18 protein-coding genes are annotated in these 17948 nt (G+C 47.4%); 16 read left to right on the top strand and 2 right to left on the bottom strand.

From position 1 onward, the window contains the following. Positions 1-26: 26 nt before the first annotated feature. Entirely contained in the window at positions 27-1505 is a 1479-nt protein-coding gene (gene gltX / locus TTER_RS00375) for a glutamate--tRNA ligase (RefSeq protein WP_012874034.1), read from the top strand. 2 nt (positions 1506-1507) lie between these two features. Here gltX and TTER_RS00370 read toward each other — a convergent pair whose 3' ends face one another. Further along, a complete protein-coding gene (locus tag TTER_RS00370) occupies positions 1508-3508 on the bottom strand; it encodes a hypothetical protein (protein ID WP_041424285.1) in 2001 nt (666 codons plus the stop codon). Between the two features lie 91 nt (positions 3509-3599). Next, complete coding sequence (locus tag TTER_RS00365; RefSeq protein WP_012874032.1) at positions 3600-4082, bottom strand: DUF456 domain-containing protein; 483 nt, start codon at positions 4080-4082, stop codon at positions 3600-3602. 150 nt (positions 4083-4232) lie between these two features. Here TTER_RS00365 and recA point away from each other — a divergent pair, with 150 nt between their 5' ends. The 15 genes from recA (at position 4233) to rodA (ending at position 17921) form a co-directional block, all read left to right on the top strand. Continuing rightward, positions 4233-5267, top strand: coding sequence for a recombinase RecA (gene recA, locus TTER_RS00360; protein ID WP_012874031.1), 1035 nt, complete (start codon positions 4233-4235; stop codon positions 5265-5267). After that, positions 5260-6021 carry a regulatory protein RecX gene (locus tag TTER_RS00355; protein WP_012874030.1) on the top strand — a complete coding sequence of 254 codons (762 nt, stop codon included), beginning with the start codon at positions 5260-5262 and terminating at the stop codon, positions 6019-6021. Before recA ends, TTER_RS00355 begins: the two co-directional genes overlap by 8 nt. A 69-nt stretch (positions 6022-6090) precedes the next feature. Beyond that, the gene (locus TTER_RS00350) at positions 6091-6738 is read left to right on the top strand and encodes an MBL fold metallo-hydrolase (RefSeq protein ID WP_012874029.1); all 648 of its coding nucleotides are present in this window, start codon (positions 6091-6093) and stop codon (positions 6736-6738) included. Between the two features lie 19 nt (positions 6739-6757). Further along, on the top strand, positions 6758-8437 hold the full coding sequence (locus tag TTER_RS00345) for a CTP synthase (RefSeq protein WP_012874028.1): 1680 nt from the start codon (positions 6758-6760) through the stop codon (positions 8435-8437). An 87-nt stretch (positions 8438-8524) separates the two neighbouring features. Beyond that, positions 8525-8788 (top strand): AtpZ/AtpI family protein, encoded by a 264-nt coding sequence (locus TTER_RS16305; protein WP_169302591.1) that lies wholly within the window; start codon positions 8525-8527, stop codon positions 8786-8788. A gap of 14 nt (positions 8789-8802) precedes the next feature. Then, positions 8803-9648: a F0F1 ATP synthase subunit A gene (gene atpB, locus TTER_RS00340; RefSeq protein WP_083768895.1), complete on the top strand. Its 846-nt coding sequence runs from the start codon at positions 8803-8805 to the stop codon at positions 9646-9648. A 45-nt stretch (positions 9649-9693) separates the two neighbouring features. Continuing rightward, positions 9694-10005, top strand: a complete 312-nt coding sequence (gene atpE, locus TTER_RS16255; RefSeq protein WP_012874026.1) for an ATP synthase F0 subunit C — start codon at positions 9694-9696, stop codon at positions 10003-10005. Positions 10006-10111: 106 nt separating this feature from the next. Further along, the gene (atpF, locus tag TTER_RS00330; RefSeq protein ID WP_012874025.1) at positions 10112-10639 is read left to right on the top strand and encodes a F0F1 ATP synthase subunit B; all 528 of its coding nucleotides are present in this window, start codon (positions 10112-10114) and stop codon (positions 10637-10639) included. Next, positions 10632-11171 (top strand): ATP synthase F1 subunit delta, encoded by a 540-nt coding sequence (gene atpH, locus TTER_RS00325; RefSeq protein ID WP_012874024.1) that lies wholly within the window; start codon positions 10632-10634, stop codon positions 11169-11171. The genes atpF and atpH overlap by 8 nt, the downstream gene beginning before the upstream one ends. 26 nt (positions 11172-11197) lie before the next feature. Then, entirely contained in the window at positions 11198-12724 is a 1527-nt protein-coding gene (gene atpA, locus TTER_RS00320) for a F0F1 ATP synthase subunit alpha (protein ID WP_012874023.1), read from the top strand. A gap of 64 nt (positions 12725-12788) precedes the next feature. Next, positions 12789-13664, top strand: coding sequence for a F0F1 ATP synthase subunit gamma (locus tag TTER_RS00315; RefSeq protein WP_012874022.1), 876 nt, complete (start codon positions 12789-12791; stop codon positions 13662-13664). Positions 13665-13705: 41 nt separating this feature from the next. After that, positions 13706-15121: a F0F1 ATP synthase subunit beta gene (gene atpD, locus TTER_RS00310; RefSeq protein WP_012874021.1), complete on the top strand. Its 1416-nt coding sequence runs from the start codon at positions 13706-13708 to the stop codon at positions 15119-15121. A gap of 82 nt (positions 15122-15203) precedes the next feature. Next, entirely contained in the window at positions 15204-15626 is a 423-nt protein-coding gene (locus TTER_RS00305; protein WP_012874020.1) for a F0F1 ATP synthase subunit epsilon, read from the top strand. Positions 15627-15748: 122 nt separating this feature from the next. Continuing rightward, positions 15749-16762, top strand: a complete 1014-nt coding sequence (gene mreB, locus TTER_RS00300; RefSeq protein ID WP_012874019.1) for a rod shape-determining protein — start codon at positions 15749-15751, stop codon at positions 16760-16762. A 37-nt stretch (positions 16763-16799) separates the two neighbouring features. Beyond that, on the top strand, positions 16800-17921 hold the full coding sequence (rodA, locus tag TTER_RS00295) for a rod shape-determining protein RodA (protein WP_012874018.1): 1122 nt from the start codon (positions 16800-16802) through the stop codon (positions 17919-17921). Positions 17922-17948 lie beyond the last annotated feature (27 nt).

Raw genomic sequence — 17948 nt, 5'->3', positions numbered from 1 at the left:
CTGTGTAGGGGTGAGGTTAGGTGTCTTTGAATAGCGAGGTTAGGGTACGCTTCCCGCCAAGTCCTACTGGATACTTGCATGTAGGTAACTTAAGAACTGCTGTCTTCAACTGGCTGTTAGCTAGGCATCATGGAGGCAAATTTATTCTAAGAATCGAGGATACAGATCGCGCTAGAGTCGTGCCTGGTGCCGTAGAAGTAATTTATGAAACTCTGCGTTGGATAGGTATTGATTGGGATGAGGGACCAGATATTGGTGGACCTCATGCGCCCTACGTGCAATCTGAGCGCAAAGAGATATACAGGGAATATGCCGAGCTGCTCATCTCCCAGGGGAAGGCTTACAGATGTTTCTGTTCTCAGGAAAGGCTAGAAGCTCTAAGGGAGGAACAAAGGAAGAATAATTTACCCACGCGTTACGATCGCAAATGCCGATATTTGGGCCCAGAAGAGGCCAAAAGATTAGTCGATTCAGGACAGCCATACGTAGTAAGGTTTGCCACGCCGCTTGAGGGTACTACCACCATGGTTGATCTTCTGCGTGGCCCTGTAACATACCAGAACGATCAAATAGATGATTTCGTCATCCTGAAAAGTGATGGTTATCCTCCGTATCACTTTGCAGTTGTGGTAGATGATCATCTGATGGGCATAACCCATGTGCTTAGAGGAGATGAGTATATAAGCTCTGGTGCAAGAGATATTCTCTTGCACGAAGCTCTTGGGTGGAATCCGCCTCTATATGCTCACACAGCGATCATATTAGGTCCTGATAGGTCGAGGCTAAGCAAGAGGCATGGAGCCTTGCCAGCACTTGAGTATAGAGATATTGGGATAATTCCTGAGGCTATGTTTAATTACCTTGCTTTGCTTGGTGCCTCGTACAGTGCGGATAGGGAGATATTCTCAAGAGAAGAACTGATAGAGCTGTTTGACATCGACAAGATGAGTCCTTCTCCTGCGATATTTGATGCTAATAAACTCGAGTGGATGAATGCCTATTACATAAACCATGTGCTCAGCGTTGATGACCTGGCGAGTAGAGTCAAGCCTATCCTTGAGAACGCTGGCCTAGTGAAGACCGAAGATCTCGATGAGGGTTATTTGATTGAAGTTATAGGGCTGGTAAAGGATAGGATCAAGCTTCTACCGGATGTAGTAGAGCTTACGGACTTCTTCTTTAGAGATCCGGATCCATCCGCGGAAGAGATTGCTGGAAAGAAGCTGACTTTGCAGGAAGCGCAAGAACTCTTGCAGAAAGTAAAAGATAGAGTATCGCCTATAGATAATTGGTCAGAAGAGATACTTGAGACTGAGCTTAGATCTATGGCATCTGAGCTTGGTGTGAAAACTGGAACGCTTTTCATGCTCATTCGGGTTGCTATAACCGGAAAGACTGCGTCTCCTGGACTATTCGAGACTATGGCGGTCTTGGGTAAAGACCGAACTATATCCAGGATAGGTAGAGCTATTGACAAGCTCGATTTGGTAGTCCATGGGGGATAAGCTTATCCCCCATAATTATTTTCTACAACGAACAGCCCTGTCTTATTCAGCCTACGTAACAGATTCGAGACCTCACGCTCATAGTTATCTTTGGGAAGGAATAACAGCACCTTGGTCTCGTCTATGATCATGGGGTGAAAGTGCTGAATAAAAGATAGCTTTTGAAGATCTCTAACAGCCTCTGTGCTGTCCAGGGTAAGAACCAACCCTTGTGCAAAACTGACCTTATAAGGCTCTTTCCCCCACTCTTCCAACTTACTGGTAATAGAATTAGGGAGCTTTTCTTTGGAGTGCTCTTCCAGAAACTCAACTATTCCAGATGGACTAAGGTTTACTCCCCTAGCCCTGGCTACAGTTCTACGATCTGCCACGTATATTCCCAAACCCGACTCGTGCCACTTATGGGGTCTGGCAAAGGCAGATAGAGTCCAAATGAGTGATGATTCTGGCCTGGGTACTCTAATTTGTAGACCGGAGTTATGGCCTTGGATGGACAAGGATTTCGCAAGCTTGGACTCGTATTTAGTCTTTGATTTACCTATAAGAAATGCACCATCCGGTGTAAGGGAGAATGCTGGATTGAGTTCATCAGAGGATGTCTCTACTACGTGTAGCCACGTAAGAGGCCCTTGGAATAAGAGTGTTATCCAACGACCTTCATACCTTGGCCATTCTTCTAAGGCCTTCTGTGCCCCCTCTAATCCTAGTTCTCTAACTAGTCGATTGTTGGTCCTTATGATATAAGGATGTTCTTGCCTAATTATCTCGGATACCTGCTCTATACTGTACCACTTATCCACATGACATGCGGATAGTATCTCTATTATCTCCAAACGCGCCTTTTTCAATAATTCCTGGCTGTCGCTGTAGCCAGGAGCTTGCTTAAGAAGGCCATGAGATTCATCGTATTTCGTCTCTATCCATGCTTTAAATATCCTCTTAGCTTGGACTTCGATTGGTAGCTTTATCCAACTCTCAACCGCCTTTGTTGTGGTAATCATGCCTGCATTTTCAGATACTAGTCCCAGGTCGCGGCTTAGATGGAATAGCAGCTTGGCGTGCGAGGCTTTGTCCTCGGAGTTGGTAAATATGAGACTGCTCAGTCTATTAAACAGCGCCTCTTCTATTTCAGTGTTATTGGGATAAGGTAGATCATATAGCTGGTATGCACGTAGTAGGTGTAGCAAGTCCCATGCTGGGGCATAGTCAGGGTTTTTTACTTGCTTACGAGGCGTATAAACTTCAGGAGGGGAAACGTAGCTCTTAGACTTGGTTGTATGTATCAATCCTCTGGTTGGGAAGATCAACCATCTGTCGTTGTATATAGCTTCCTGCACAAGAATGTTCTCGGTCAGCTCTATTACAGCCTCTCGCATTGCTGGAAGAGGCAAGTTCAGACTCTTGGCAAGTTCGAATCCGTAAGCTTTACCTTCTTCTAATAGAGATCGATAGACCATTAGAGCGTTGGTAGTAAGCTTTTTCAATACTCTTGATGTGGGAGTCTTTTCCAGCTCTTCTAGCAGAGATTTGATTATCTCTTCTCTGGTGTAGCTTCCGGGTTCATCTGCCAGACCCCAATTTAGAGCTACAGCCTCGAGCTCACCAGTCCCCATGCCCTCTAAGTAAAACTCTAATGGCTTGTCCGACGTGTCGCCTTCCTGAAGTTTTCTCTTTAGCCTCGTGATCATGCGTATTAGCTCTCTTGGGATTAGCAGATAAGGATCGGAGGAAGTGGTATGTGTATAGACTCTTTCGGACCTCAGATCGGCTTCGCTCAGCTTCCATACCATTCCTGACGCTATTAGGTCCCTGAGTGCTGGATCGTCCTTACTGGCTGGCAACTGTGAGAGCCTCAATTCAGAATGTTCAGCTATTCTTAGTAGTAGGTCTCTAGGCTCGGGACCTATTCTTTCCCAATACATATACAAAGATGTATCGGACCTCAGGATCTCCCTTGCGAGTATAGTTGCCTGCTCCGATCTAGTCCCGTTTGGGAGATCCACACACCACCAAAGTGCGATATCCCTTAGCTTTTCTACTTCTAAATTGAGTAAGAGCGACAATAAGCTTCGAGGCATGTTCCCTTACCTGGTCTTAGGAGATTGCCGTCAATAGATATATTGCCAGGATAGCTATTCCAGAGGTTAGATCTACTATCAGGGCTAGCACAAAACCTACGACAGCACCTGTCCCACTTCTAAGGGCCTTGCGTATAGATCTGCTCACTGGTAGGTCCGTAAGCGCAGCGCCTCCGAATGCTCCAAGCAATGCACCAAAAGCTCCAAGATATAGTGTGCCTAGTATTCCACCCAGTAAGGAACCAAAAGAGGCTAATCTGGAGCCACCGAATTTTCGGGCCATGATAGCTGAGAGGATAAAATCTAGGCTTATAGATATTAGGGCTATAAGAGTTATAATTAGCATCCATGGCCAAGTGAGCTCTCTAAAACCAGTCATAGCGCCATAGACTAAGGCACCCAACCACATAATTGGTATACCGGGTATGAACGGTATCATTATCCCTACTAAGCCAACAAGTATAAGTGTCAGACCCAGTAGAAAGGCTATTTCATTCATAGTAGAATACCCTTGTGTTATGGACGATTATACTTGGCATGGTTTTATTTTGCGTACTCAACGTTATTTGACAGAAAAACAGTCTCATAAATATAATTGTATTAGCTTATAGAACATTTTTTCTGGGAATTAATCACAGGAGTTTTATGCATGAGCGATAGAGATAAAGCCTTGGAGAGTGCTATAGCTCAAATAGAGAGGGCTTTTGGTACAGGCTCTATCATGAGGATGACGGGTGATAGGGCCAAAATGCAGATAGAAGCAATTCCTACGGGCTCAATAGCCTTGGATATAGCCTTAGGCGTTGGCGGAGTTCCAAGGGGGAGGATAGTTGAGATTTATGGGCCAGAATCCTCTGGTAAAACCACTCTGGCGCAGCATATCATAGCAGAGGCTCAGAAGCTTGGCGGTACTGCTGCCTATATCGATGCTGAACATGCTTTCGATCCTTCTTACGCTGAGAAGTGTGGTGTTCAGCTCAGCGATCTGCTCATCAGCCAGCCCGATACAGGTGAGCAAGCTCTTGAGATCGCAGAGACGCTAGTAAGGAGCGGTGCGGTTGATGTAGTGGTGATAGACTCTGTGGCTGCATTAGTCCCTAGAGCTGAAATAGAGGGCGAAATGGGGGATAGCCATGTTGGCCTCCAGGCTAGGTTGATGAGCCAGGCTCTGAGAAAGCTTGCAGGAGCTGTAAACAAGAGTAAGACCGTACTGATCTTTATCAACCAGATCAGGATGAAGATTGGTGTGATGTTTGGTAACCCGGAGACAACAAGTGGCGGAAACGCCCTCAAGTTCTACGCTTCAGTGCGTCTGGAGATAAGAAAGGTCGAATCTATAAAGCAGGGTCAGGACGTTGTCGGTAACCGGGTACGTGTCAAGGTTATTAAGAACAAGGTTGCTTCGCCTTACAGGACTGCTGAGTTCGATATCATGTTTAATGAGGGTATCTCCAAGGAAGGTAACCTCATAGACGTTGGGCTATCTGTTGGAGTCCTACGTAAGAGCGGCTCGTTTATATACCTTGATGATGAGCGCCTTGGCCAAGGTCGAGAGAACGCTAAGGAATATCTCAGACAGAATCCGGATGTCGCGGAGGAGATCGAGAGTAGAATCAAGGCTGCAGGCAATCTTGATAAGGTATTGATCGGTAGTAACGGTGGTCTGTCGGATATAGATGTGTAGTAGCGGAAAAACAGAGTTTTCTGGCAGGGGTTCCTCGAATATACCCGATAACAATCGGGAAGGAACCCCAACCTCTTTAAATGGCGAGAAAAAGCTTGTTGTTACTGGCATAGAACGGCAAAAAGGTAACCGGAACAGATTTTCCATTTATCTGAATGGAAGGTATGCATTTAGTCTAAGTGAGTCATTAGCCTGGGAGTACAGGATCGAAGAGGGTAAGACTCTCACCGAGGCGGAAATCGATGAGCTGGTACACAAGGATAAGTTCGACAAGGCTTTTGATGCTGCCGTTCGCTTGTTAGCTGTAAGGCCTAGGTCCGAGTCTGAGCTTATCCAAAGGCTAAGACGTAAAGGTGTTGACGAGAACGTGATAGATGAAGCAATCGATAAACTCAGGACCTTGGGATACGTAAACGATGAAGACTTTGCGCGTTTCTGGGTACAGAACAGGGAACAATTCTCGCCTATGGGGTCTAGAAGGTTAAAGTTCGAGCTTCGACAAAAAGGGGTGGAATCAGATACTGTAGACGAGGTCCTAGAGGATGAGGTTGGACCAGATGAATATGAGCTAGCTTATAGAGCAGCAAGATCGAAGCTTAGGTCTTACACTGGTCTGGAATACCAGGACTTCTATAGACGTATGGGTGGGTTTTTATCCCGCAGAGGGTTTGATTATGAAACTTCATCGAAGGTCATAAAACAGTTGTGGCGTGAATTACATGCAGACCAAGATGAAAGAAGTGTAGAAAATTGACCTATTAGGTTGGATGCTAGTTGATAATTTGATAACTTTTCCATGTAACAAAAACTAGGAGTGGTCTAGTTGGAGATAACTTGGCTTGGACATTCTTGCTTTAGGATCAAGACGAAAGAAGCTACCGTGATCATGGACCCATACTCTAAGATGGAGGGTCTGGATCTAGGCAGGCCCAAGGCTGATATAGTCACTGTAAGCCATGACCATCCGGGACACAACAATGTAAGTTCTGTAAAAGGTGGAGATGATCTCAAAGTAATAACAGGTCCAGGTGAGTACGAGATCAAAGGGCTCTTTATCACTGGCGTCAGGACATATCATGATAAGCAGCTTGGCAAGAAGCTAGGTAAGAACACAGTTTATCTTATCGAGACCGAGGGGTTGGTTCTGGCGCATCTTGGCGACCTGGGGCATGTGCTAGATGAGGAACAGGCTGACCTTATGTCCGAAGTGGACATACTGCTTATTCCTGTAGGCGGAGGTAACTCTCTGGGTGCTGAAGAAGCAGTCGAGGTTATCTCCCAAATAGAGCCTTCTATTGTGATTCCTATGCACTACAAAACAGCACCCGGCCAGGCTAATCTTGAAGGAATAGAGAGGTTTTGTAAAGAAATGGGATTAACTAACTGGCAGGTTGAAGACAAGCTCGTTGTTCGCAAGTCTGATTTTGGCGAGCAAACAGAAGTCAAGATTCTTGCAGTAAAGGCGAACTAGGTTTCAGGAGGTTGACATCGTGCCCAAGTTCATCTTTGTAACAGGTGGAGTCGTTAGTTCGGTCGGTAAAGGTATAGCTGTTGCAGCTATTGGCAGGATACTCAAAAGTAGAGGATTGTCGGTCTCCGCTCAAAAGTTGGATCCTTATATAAATGTCGATGCTGGTACGATGTCGCCTTTCCAACATGGAGAGGTATTCGTCACTGATGATGGGGCCGAAACTGACCTCGATTTGGGTCACTATGAAAGATTCATAGATGTCAATTTGTCGCGCAATAGCAATGTCACTACTGGACAAATATATCTCGAGGTACTGACCGCCGAGCGAAGAGGGGATTATCTAGGAGGGACAGTACAAGTTATACCTCATATAACAAACACGATTAAGAACAGGATATGGTCTGTAGCTGAAACCAGCGGTGCGGATGTAGTAATAGTAGAGGTCGGAGGCACTGTTGGAGATATAGAAGGCTTGCCGTTTCTGGAAGCTATAAGACAGATGAGGAGGGAAGCAGGTAGGGAGAATGTGTTCTACGTGCACCTAACCTTCCTTCCCTATATAGCGGCTACTGGAGAGCTCAAGACCAAGCCTACCCAGCACAGCGTGAATGAACTCAGGCGCATTGGAATTAACCCAGACGTACTCATCTGTAGATCTGATCATCCAGTCACACCTGAGATAAGGCAGAAAATAGCTTTGTTTGGGGATGTGGATGTTGAGGCAGTCATACCCCTAGAGACAGCTGAGACGATATACGAGGTTCCTATATTACTTGAGGAATCGGGGCTTGGTACTTATGTAGTCGACCGTTTGAACCTCAACGCAAAGGAGCCGGATCTAACCGGCTGGAAAGACATGGTAGCCAAGCTCAAGGCTCCCAAGGATCATTCAGTCAACATAGCGTTGGTAGGTAAATACACAGAGTTGCGGGATGCCTACATAAGTGTTGCTGAAGCATTGCGCCATGCTGGTTTAGCTCACAACCTCCAGATCAACATAGACTGGATAGATTCTGAGTCCCTGGAAAATGAGGATGTCGATCAGAGGTTAAGCCATGTGTCAGGCATCGTTGTGCCAGGAGGCTTTGGCCCAAGGGGTGTGGAGGGTAAGATAGCAGCAGCCAAATACGCGCGTGAAAATAATATCCCCTACCTAGGTTTATGTTATGGCATGCATATGCTCACCATCGAATTCGCCAGAAACGTATGTGGATTGACCGGGGCTAACACGACGGAAGTAGATCCCGACACTCAGTATCCGGTGATAGACCTGATGGCAAGTCAGAAGTCTCTTTCTGACAAGGGCGGAACTATGCGACTTGGAGCTTACCCATGCTCTCTTGTTGCAGGTACTAAGGTTTCCAAAGCCTATGGCAAGTCGCTAATACATGAGAGACATAGGCATAGATGGGAGTTCAATAATAGCTATCGTGAGATTATGGAAAATCATGGTTTAGTACTAAGTGGCTTGTCCCCTGATGGTAATCTAGTCGAAATAGTCGAGCTTAAGGATCATCCTTGGTATGTAGGGACTCAGTTCCATCCCGAATTCCTTAGCAGGCCAATGAGGCCTCACCCTCTATTCCTCGGGTTCATAGAGGCGGCTAGCAAAGTCGTACTTGAAGGCCAGCAGCATGAATTGCCACTTGAGGAGGATGCTCTTCAGAGCCTGGAGGATGAAATACAAGTGGGAGTATGAAGAAGAGAAGAATTGTGAAATCTTGCACTAATTGGTATACTCACTATCGGTTCAACTATGATATAATCCGGCCTGGCTGGTGGTAATGTGAAATTAGATAGATCAACTTTACAGGCTTGGGCCTTAGCCAGCGAGGTCGGATGTTCAATAGCGATCTTTCTGGTAGGTTGCATAGTTGGAGGGGCCTTTTTAGATCGTTATCTACATAGTTCCCCAATATTTCTACTTATTGGTATATTTATGGGGTTAGCTTTAGCTGGTTACAACCTTTATAGACTAACCTTATTCAGGACTAGCAGAGAGATTCGGAGATCTCGTCATAGAAGATCGAACGATTCTGATCAGGAGTAAGAAAGGTGCCTTTGATGCTTGCTGAACAAAGAGTCGGTGGCCTAGCCAGGATACTAGCTCAAGAAGAAGAGCATGGCAAAGGTCTTCTAGGTACTCCTTTCCATCAGCCAACCTTGGCTCCAGAGACTCTCTTCCATATTGGCCCAATCCCAGTGACCAACTCTATGTTAATGACCTTAATAGTAGTTGTTGCTTTGTCCATAGCTGCTATATGGCTGAGTAGAGGTCTTTCATTGGTCCCTAGTAAGCGCCAGAACTTTCTGGAGGCAATAGTTGAGTTGTTGGATAACTTGGTGCAAACTACTGCTGGTAGAACTGCGGGCAGGGCAATACTCCCTCTTATAGGTACGCTCTTTATATACATACTTGTGGCTAACTGGGCATCTTTGCTGCCTGGTGTTGGTACTATTACCTGGCATACCGAGCATGGGGATGTCCCATTACTTAGAGCTCCCAATGCCGACCTGAACATGACCTTGGCTATGGCTATAGTAACTATAGTAGTCGTACAGATAGCAGGCGTGGCTGCACATGGCGTTGGAGGGCATTTCAAGGAATATCTCAATCCAATGCATCTGATAGATGAACTAGCTCGCGTTATCTCTCTATCCGTACGACTTTTTGCCAATGTTTTTGGTGGGGAAGTGCTTCTCACGGTAATGTTGGCCCTGTCGTTCCTTGGGGCTATAGCTATAATACCGGTTGTTATCCCTATGGCGTTCATGGGGCTGGAAATGTTTATAGGTCTAATACAAGCCCTGGTGTTTTCGTTGCTGTCGCTCATATACATTACGCTAGCAGTTGCTGGTCACGGCCATCCTGCGGATGCTGAGGATGCCGAATCAGCGACTCATCATTAGTAAAACTTCTCAATCTTAAAACACTAAAAGGAGGATTTTTCGAAATTGGATTTGGGTGTATTGACGGATCTAAGTAACACTATAGTTGCTGCAGCTCAGAATGCTCCAGCACTCCAGGAACAGGCTGCCAATCTAACTCAATTCAAGGGTTTCGCTTCGGCGATTGCCATTGGAGTGGGTGCTCTAGGCCCGGGACTTGGTATTGGTCTTGCAGTCCGTGGCGCTATGGAAGCCACTGGCAGGAATCCCGAGGCAAGTGGTGATATTCGAACTACTCTGATCATCGGTGCTGCTCTGGCAGAGGCTGTTGCTATTTACGCCTTCCTGACAGCACTACTGATCCTGTTCACAACCTAGTACTGTAATTTCTGGTTATAATCACTGAAAGTTTATTAGCTTGGTGCCAGGTGGAGAATCCTTCCACCTGGCATCGATAAAGAAAGAAGACTATAAGGTAGGGTAGATGTCAGCAGTACTAGAGAACCTAGGTTTACAGCTGTGGCCGTTTATATGGCAACTTGTAGCCTTTCTTATTCTGGTTTACGTTCTTAAGCGGTTTGCTTTTGGTCCTGTCACTCGTATCTTAGATGAGCGCGCTGCGAGAGTTCGTGAGAGCATAGAAACTGCTGAGCGCATTCAAAGAGAGGCCGCTGAGCAAGAACAGCGTACGAAGCAAATGCTCGAGGATGCTCGTCGTCAGGCACAAGCTATCCTGCAACAAGCTCAGCAGGCAGCTGAGCGTATTCAAAGCACAGCTCAGGACAACGCGCGTGAGCAGGCTAACCAGATTATCCAGAGAGCACAGGAAGATATAGATCGCATGAAGGCTGAGGCTATAGATGAGCTTCGGCGCCAAGTGGCAGATCTAGCTATTGCTGCTGCTTCCAGGATAATACGCAAAGAGTTGGATCCTGCCACTCACAGAGCGCTTATCAACGAGGTACTAGCTGAGAGCGTTGATCAATTCAGAGGAGGCAGACCAGTTGCCTAGTGTTGGATCAAGTGCTAGACGTTATGCTGAGGCTATATTTGAGTTGGCCCAGGAATCTGGCAACCTCGATGCATGGCACGCCGACCTCTCTTTGCTAGCATCTGTGTTCAGTGATGTGAGCGCTCTCAGGTTCTTCAAGAACCCTCGTAAGTCGATCTCTGAAAAGCAGGATATGGCTAAGCGGTTGTTTGAGGGTAAGGTACAACCTCAAGCTATGTACCTTCTGCAGATGCTCGTTGATCGGGATAGGGTCGAAATCGTTCCAGCAATACTAAGCAGGTTTGAGGAACTGCTACGAGAAGCGAGAGGCATAGTTGTAGCAGAAGTAACTACAGCCGTTCCAGTAGATGATAATGAAAAGCAACAAATAGTTGAGCAACTTAGTCAGATAACGGGTAAACAGATCGAGCTGCATACCAAGGTTGACCCCTCTATCATAGGGGGTATAGTTGTAAGAGTGGGTGATAAACTTGTTGATGGGAGTGTGGCTACTGCACTTACTCAGCTACACAGAAGCCTTACTCTGAGATAGTTATGTAGTTTCAGGAGTAATGGGTCATGGCAATTAAAACAGAAGAAATAGCTGAAATAATCAAAAAGCAAATAGAGTCCTTCGGTCAGCCTGTAGTCACCGCTGAGGTAGGTACGGTAGTAGAGGTTGGCGATGGTATAGCCAGAGCATACGGACTCAGCGGTGTAAAGGCCTCCGAGTTGGTTCAATTCGAAAATGGTGTGTATGGGCTTGCTCTCAACCTCGAAGAGGATAACGTCGGTATAGTTATCCTGGGCCCCTACACAGATATTGAGGAGGGGCAGCAGGTAAGGTCCACCGGGCGCGTGGTTGATGTGCCGGTAGGCGATGAGCTTATAGGAAGAGTTGTCAACCCTCTAGGAGAGCCTATAGACGGTAAAGGACCTATCAACGCTACCAAGCGTAGGGTGATTGAAAGAATAGCCCCTGGTGTAGTTGCTAGAAAATCGGTTGATACACCGGTACAGACAGGTATCAAGGCTATAGACTCTATGATTCCCATAGGTCGGGGACAAAGAGAGCTGATTATCGGCGATAGGCAGACAGGTAAGAGCGCGATTGCTATCGATACCATAATCAATCAGAAGGGCAAGGATCTTATCTGTATCTACGTAGCAATCGGCCAGAAGACCTCCAAGGTTGCTCAAGTAGTTGCGACTCTCGAAGAGTATGGCGCTATGGAGCATACCATAGTTGTGGCAGCCAACGCTGATGATCCTGCTTCCCTGCAGTACATAGCTCCATATGCTGGTTGTGCTATGGGTGAAGAGTTCATGGAGCAGGGAAGAGATGCGCTAGTGGTTTACGACGACCTTTCCAAGCATGCTGCTGCCTATCGCGAGATAAGCCTGCTCCTGAGGAGACCTCCTGGAAGAGAGGCTTACCCTGGTGATGTGTTCTACTTGCACTCTCGCCTGCTTGAGCGTGCTGCTCGCTTGAATGATGAGTACGGCGGTGGTAGCCTGACAGCTCTGCCTATTATTGAAACCCAAGCAAATGACGTATCCGCTTACATCCCTACAAACGTGATCTCGATCACTGATGGTCAGATATACCTCGAGAGCGACCTGTTCTATGCTGGTATCAGACCAGCTATTAACGTGGGTCTCTCAGTCTCTAGAGTAGGCGGAGCTGCTCAGACTAAGGCAATGCGCCAGGTGGCTGGTAAGCTGAGGTTGGACCTGGCGCAGTTCAGAAGCTTGGCGGCATTTGCTCAATTCGGTTCAGATCTAGATAAGGCAACAAGGGCTCAGCTAGAAAGAGGGCAGAGACTTACCGAAGTTCTGAAGCAGCCCCAGTACTCGCCTGTGCCCTTGGAGCGACAGGTGATGATCATATTCGCGGCCACGAACGGATATCTGGATGATATACCTGTTGACAGCGTCCGCGATTTCGAAAACAGATTCTATGAGTACATGGACTCCGTCCATCCGGAGATAGGTCAGGAGATAGCCGATAAGAAGGCTCTTAGCGATGAGCTTACTGAGAAGCTACGAGCTGCTATCGAGGAGTTCAAGCAAGGATATACTCCACAGCAGTCCGCGCCAGCATAGTACACATGAGAACTAGAGATAGGGTTGCCACCAGATAAACGGTGGCAACCCCCGGAGGTGTCTTGTGCCTAGCACTAGGGAAATAAGACGTAGGATACGTAGTATCAGAAATACAGCTCAGATAACTCGTGCGATGGAAATGGTTGCCGCCTCCAGAATGAGGAGGGCTCAGCAGGCTGTGACGGCATCGAGGCCTTTCTCAGAAAAGATAAGGCACGTGCTCGCTGACCTGGGTGCCTCCACTGGGGGTGGTGATTCAGTAATGCATCCACTCCTGGAAAGGCGTCCTGAGAACCGGGTTACGCTGATACTAATGACCTCCGATAGAGGGCTTGCCGGTAGCTTTAACACGAACATAATAAGAACGGCTATCAACTTCATGTTAGATAGGCAGGATCAGCAGGTCTCCGTAATAGCCGTTGGTCGCAAGGGACGCGATTACATGGTACGTCGTAGGAGGGATCTTAAGGCTGAATTTAGTAATATAGGAGATCTGCCTGGACTGGATGCTATAACTCCTGTGGCTCACATGATCATAGATGAATTTACGTCGGGTCAGACAGATGCTGTCTACCTTGCGTATACCGAATATATAACTACCCTTAATCAGCGACCAACACTCCTAAAGATATTGCCAATAGAACCTCCAGAAGTAGAAGAGGGAAGAGAGACAAAAGTTCCGGATTACATCTTCGAGCCCAACCCTGCAATGCTTTTGAGGGCTCTGCTTCCCAGGTACGTAGAGGTACAGTTATACCAGGCCCTACTCGAGAGTAAGGCTAGTGAACATTCCGCTCGCATGGTTGCTATGAGGAATGCTACCGATAATGCGAATGAGCTGGTAGAGGAGCTAACACTAACTTATAACAAGCTAAGGCAAGCTAACATCACGAAGGAGATCATCGAAATAGCAAGCGGCGCAGCCGCTCTTGAAGGTTAATTATTTTTCTTCAGTCGTAAGTTTGGGGGTGAAAGACTCAAATGGCAGTGCAAGCAAAAGCTAAAGGTAGGATAGTACAGATAACAGGTCCCGTGGTAGATGTGGAGTTTCCCGACGGCAATTTGCCCGAGATACTTAACGCCGTCCGAGTCGAGAGAGAAGATGGTGAGCCAGTAGTTCTAGAAGTGCAGGCGCACCTTGGGAACGACTGGGTAAGGTGTGTTTCCATGCGCAGCACAGATGGCCTCTACAGAGGCATGGAAGCTATTGATACGGGTGAGCCCATAGCTGTTCCCGTTGGCCCTGCTACCTTGGGCAGGATCTTCGATGTTCTTGGTCAACCGGTAGACGAGAAAGGGCCAGTCAATGCTGACGAGAGATGGCCTATCCACAGACCAGCTCCAGAATTCGAGGAGCAATCAACCGAGGCAGAAGTATTCGAGACTGGCCTTAAGGTCATAGACCTGATAGCACCTTTCACTAGAGGTGGCAAGACCGGTGTGTTCGGTGGAGCCGGTGTGGGCAAGACGGTTATCATCATGGAGCTCATCAACAATGTTGCCAAGCAGCACTCAGGAGTATCAGTCTTCGCTGGTGTTGGTGAGCGTACTAGGGAAGGTACTCAGCTTTACGAGGAGATGACTGAGTCTGGAGTGCTTGGCTCTACAGTGCTTGTCTTTGGGCAGATGAATGAGCCGCCTGGAGCCAGATTAAGAGTAGGACTTACAGGGCTAACCATGGCTGAGTACTTCCGAGATGTTGAGGGCAGGGACGTACTTCTGTTCATGGATAACATCTTCCGCTTCGTGCAAGCAGGATCCGAGGTGTCAGCATTGTTGGGTAGAATGCCCTCGGCAGTAGGTTATCAGCCAACACTAGCCACGGAGATGGGCCAGCTTCAGGAGCGAATTACATCTACCAAGAGAGGAGCTATCACCAGTGTGCAGGCTGTGTACGTGCCTGCAGACGACTACACAGATCCTGCTCCCGCAACGACCTTCGCGCATTTGGACGCAACCATCGCTCTTGAAAGATCTATCGCGGAGCGTGGTATATATCCAGCCGTGGACCCGCTGGCCTCTACTAGCCGTATCCTTGATCCTCGTATCGTGGGCGAGGAGCACTATGAAGTAGCAAGAGGTGTGCAGAGGGTTCTCCAGCGCTATAAGGACCTTCAAGATATCATCGCCATTCTAGGCGTAGAGGAGCTCTCTGATGAGGATAAGCTGATAGTCGCGAGAGCACGTAAGATCGAGAGGTTCCTCTCCCAGCCGATGTTCGTTGCTGAACAGTTCACCGGCCGTCCTGGTCAATACGTGAGGCGAGAAGATACCGTTAGAGGCTTCAAGGAGATTCTGGAAGGTAAGTATGACGATCTTCCTGAGCAAGCATTCTACATGGTAGGTACCATTGAGCAAGCCGTAGAACAGGCCGAGAGGATGGCAAGAGAGTCCTAATGGACTATTGAAGAAGAGGGGCAGGATTCTCCTGCCCCTTTATTGTGAATAGTAGAACAATTACAGGGCGGAGGTATTATGTATGCCGCTGCATCTAGAAGTGGTAACTGCAGAAAGAGTAGTTTTCTCCGATGATGTGGATATGGTGGTGGCCACCGGGTTGGAAGGCGCTTTAGGTATATTGCCTAAGCATGCCCCGCTAATGGCTGTACTGGATGTGGGGCCCCTCAAGTACAGAAAGGGCAATCAGGAAGATGAGATAGCTATAGGCGGGGGCTTCATGGAAGTACTCAACGATCGCGTCACAGTGTTGGCTGATACCGCCGAACGCTCAGAGGAGATAGATATCGCTAGGGCTGAGGAGGCTCAGCAGCGGGCGCAAAGGCTTTTGGCAGAGAGACCCTCGGCTGAAACTAGAGCGGCTATGGATCTGGCCCTGCGTAGAGCGCAAGTTCGTCTAAAAGTGGCCAGAAGACGCCGTAGAACTGGTCAACCTATACCCTAAAAATGCCTTTGTGCTACCGCTATAATTTTCATGACATATAGTCTCGATCCCGTAGGGCTGAATCTACGGGATCGAGATTTTATGCCTATAGTAATGCGAAGCTATCTAGTGGAGGATAGGGTTTGGTATTCTCAAAGCGCATAGGGATAGACTTGGGAACGGCTAACGTGCTGGTTTACGTCAAGGGTAGAGGCATAGTTATCAAGGAGCCTTCTGTAGTTGCCGTGAGTACTAAAGATGGCTCCATAAAGGCAGTTGGGGCCGAAGCAAGAGATATGCTCGGTAGAACGCCAGAAACCATAGAAGTTGTGCGGCCTATGAAAGATGGCGTGATAGCTGATTACGTCATTACCGAGGAGATGCTTAGACACTTCATAGGTAAGGCTGCAGGTAGGTTCTCTCTTGGCGGTCCAGAAGTAATGGTGTGTGTGCCTGGGGGGGTCACTACAGTTGAGATGCGTGCGGTCAGGGATGCTGCCCTAAATGCTGGGGCCAAACACGCCTGGCTTATCAGGGAGCCTTTAGCTGCAGCCTTGGGCGCAGGTATCCCAGTATCTGCCCCTAGTGGCAATATGGTTATAGACATAGGTGGGGGCACTACCGAAGTTGCGGTTATCTCTCTCAATGGAATAGTGGTAGGTAACTCTGTGCGCCTTGGGGGCAATCATATAGATGAAGAGATTATGAACTATATGAAGCGCAGCTACGGCCTTATAATTGGTGATCGTACTGCAGAGGAGATCAAGATTGAGATCGGAAGCGCGGTGCCTCTCCCAGAAGAAGAAAAGAAGACTATGAATGTCAAAGGAAGGGATCAGGTTACTGGCCTACCAAGAACGGTAACTGTGACCTCAGATGAGATAACGGAGGCCATAGCTGAGCCCTTGGATAGTATAGTCAATGCTGTCTTAGTCGTCCTCGAGGAGACTCCGCCAGAATTAATGTCGGACATAATTGACAAAGGGATGGTGCTGGCTGGCGGAGGTGCGTTGCTAAGAGGTATGGATAAGCTTCTGGCTGAAAGAACCGGGATTCCTTGCTGCATAGCTGAGAATCCTCTGGATTGCGTTGCTATTGGAACTGGTATGGCCCTTGAGCATTTGGATGTGCTCCGTGATAGCTTGATAGAAGACTAATACACCTTTTCCATGCGATTAGTAAGGAGAGTTGCCCTTGAACTCTCGCGAGGAGATCACAACTCCTTGGTGGCGTAAATTCGACTGGGTACTTCTGTTATGTACCTTGGCTCTTAGCTCTTTTGGACTTGTAATGATCTATAGTGCTACCAGCGACCCAGGGCCGCTGACTCTAAATCCCCTAGTGATTAGACAGTTTATATACCTGATAGTTGGTTTGCTCTTTATGAGCATAATGGCCACCGTAGATTACAGGTTCCTGCTCAACTGGAAATGGGTAATATATGGCTTGGTGCTTTTTCTCCTCACTTTGGTGTTTGTTATAGGCCATACGGCATACGGATCGACTAGGTGGATAGACCTAGGACCGTTCCCATTGCAACCTAGCGAGTTAGCCAAGCTGCTAATGGTCCTGGTATTAGCAGGGTTTCTTTGCGAGAAAAAAAGAGGTGAGCGGGACCTAAAGCGCTTGATAATTTCTATATGTATTATTGCTCCCCCAACAGCCCTGGTGTTCCTACAGCCGGATTTAGGTACTTCGATGGTGTTGGGAGCAGCGTGGGTATCTTTAGTGTTGTTTGGAGGCATACCTGTAAAGTACCTGATGAGGCTTTTCCTGCTCTTGATTCCATTTGCTGTGATTGGTGGTAGGTTCCTGCTCAAGCCCTACCAGATTGAGCGTATAGCTATATTTCTGAGACCAGAGGATAACCCTTTTGGCTCAGGATATAACATTATCCAGGCGACCATCAGTGTAGGATCTGGGGGATTTTGGGGACAAGGGTTCATGAGCGGATCTCAAAGTCAGTTGCACTATCTGAGAGTACAACACACAGATTTCATAGCATCTGTAATTGGGGAAGAGTTTGGATTTATTGGCATGATGGCATTACTAGTAGTCTACGGTCTTCTTCTTTGGAGGATTATAAGGATAGCCTCCAAGGCTCGAGACAAGTACGGTGAGTTGATAGCTGTAGGTGTTGCTGCAATCATACTATTTCAGGTTTTTGTAAACATAGGGATGAATATACAACTCATGCCAGTGACAGGTATACCTCTTCCCTTCATATCTTATGGAGGCAGCTCTCTAGTAACTTTGCTCACATCGGAAGGAATACTTCAAAGCATCATACTCAGGCATAAGAAAGTTAATCTGTAAGACTGGTATAATTTGCGTGTCAAAAAC

Origin of the sequence: Thermobaculum terrenum ATCC BAA-798, assembly GCF_000025005.1 — a bacterium.
Lineage (GTDB): Bacteria > Chloroflexota > Chloroflexia > Thermobaculales > Thermobaculaceae > Thermobaculum > Thermobaculum terrenum.
The sequence above is the reverse complement of the archived record's forward strand: the minus strand, read 5'-3'. Positions and strand labels throughout refer to the sequence as shown.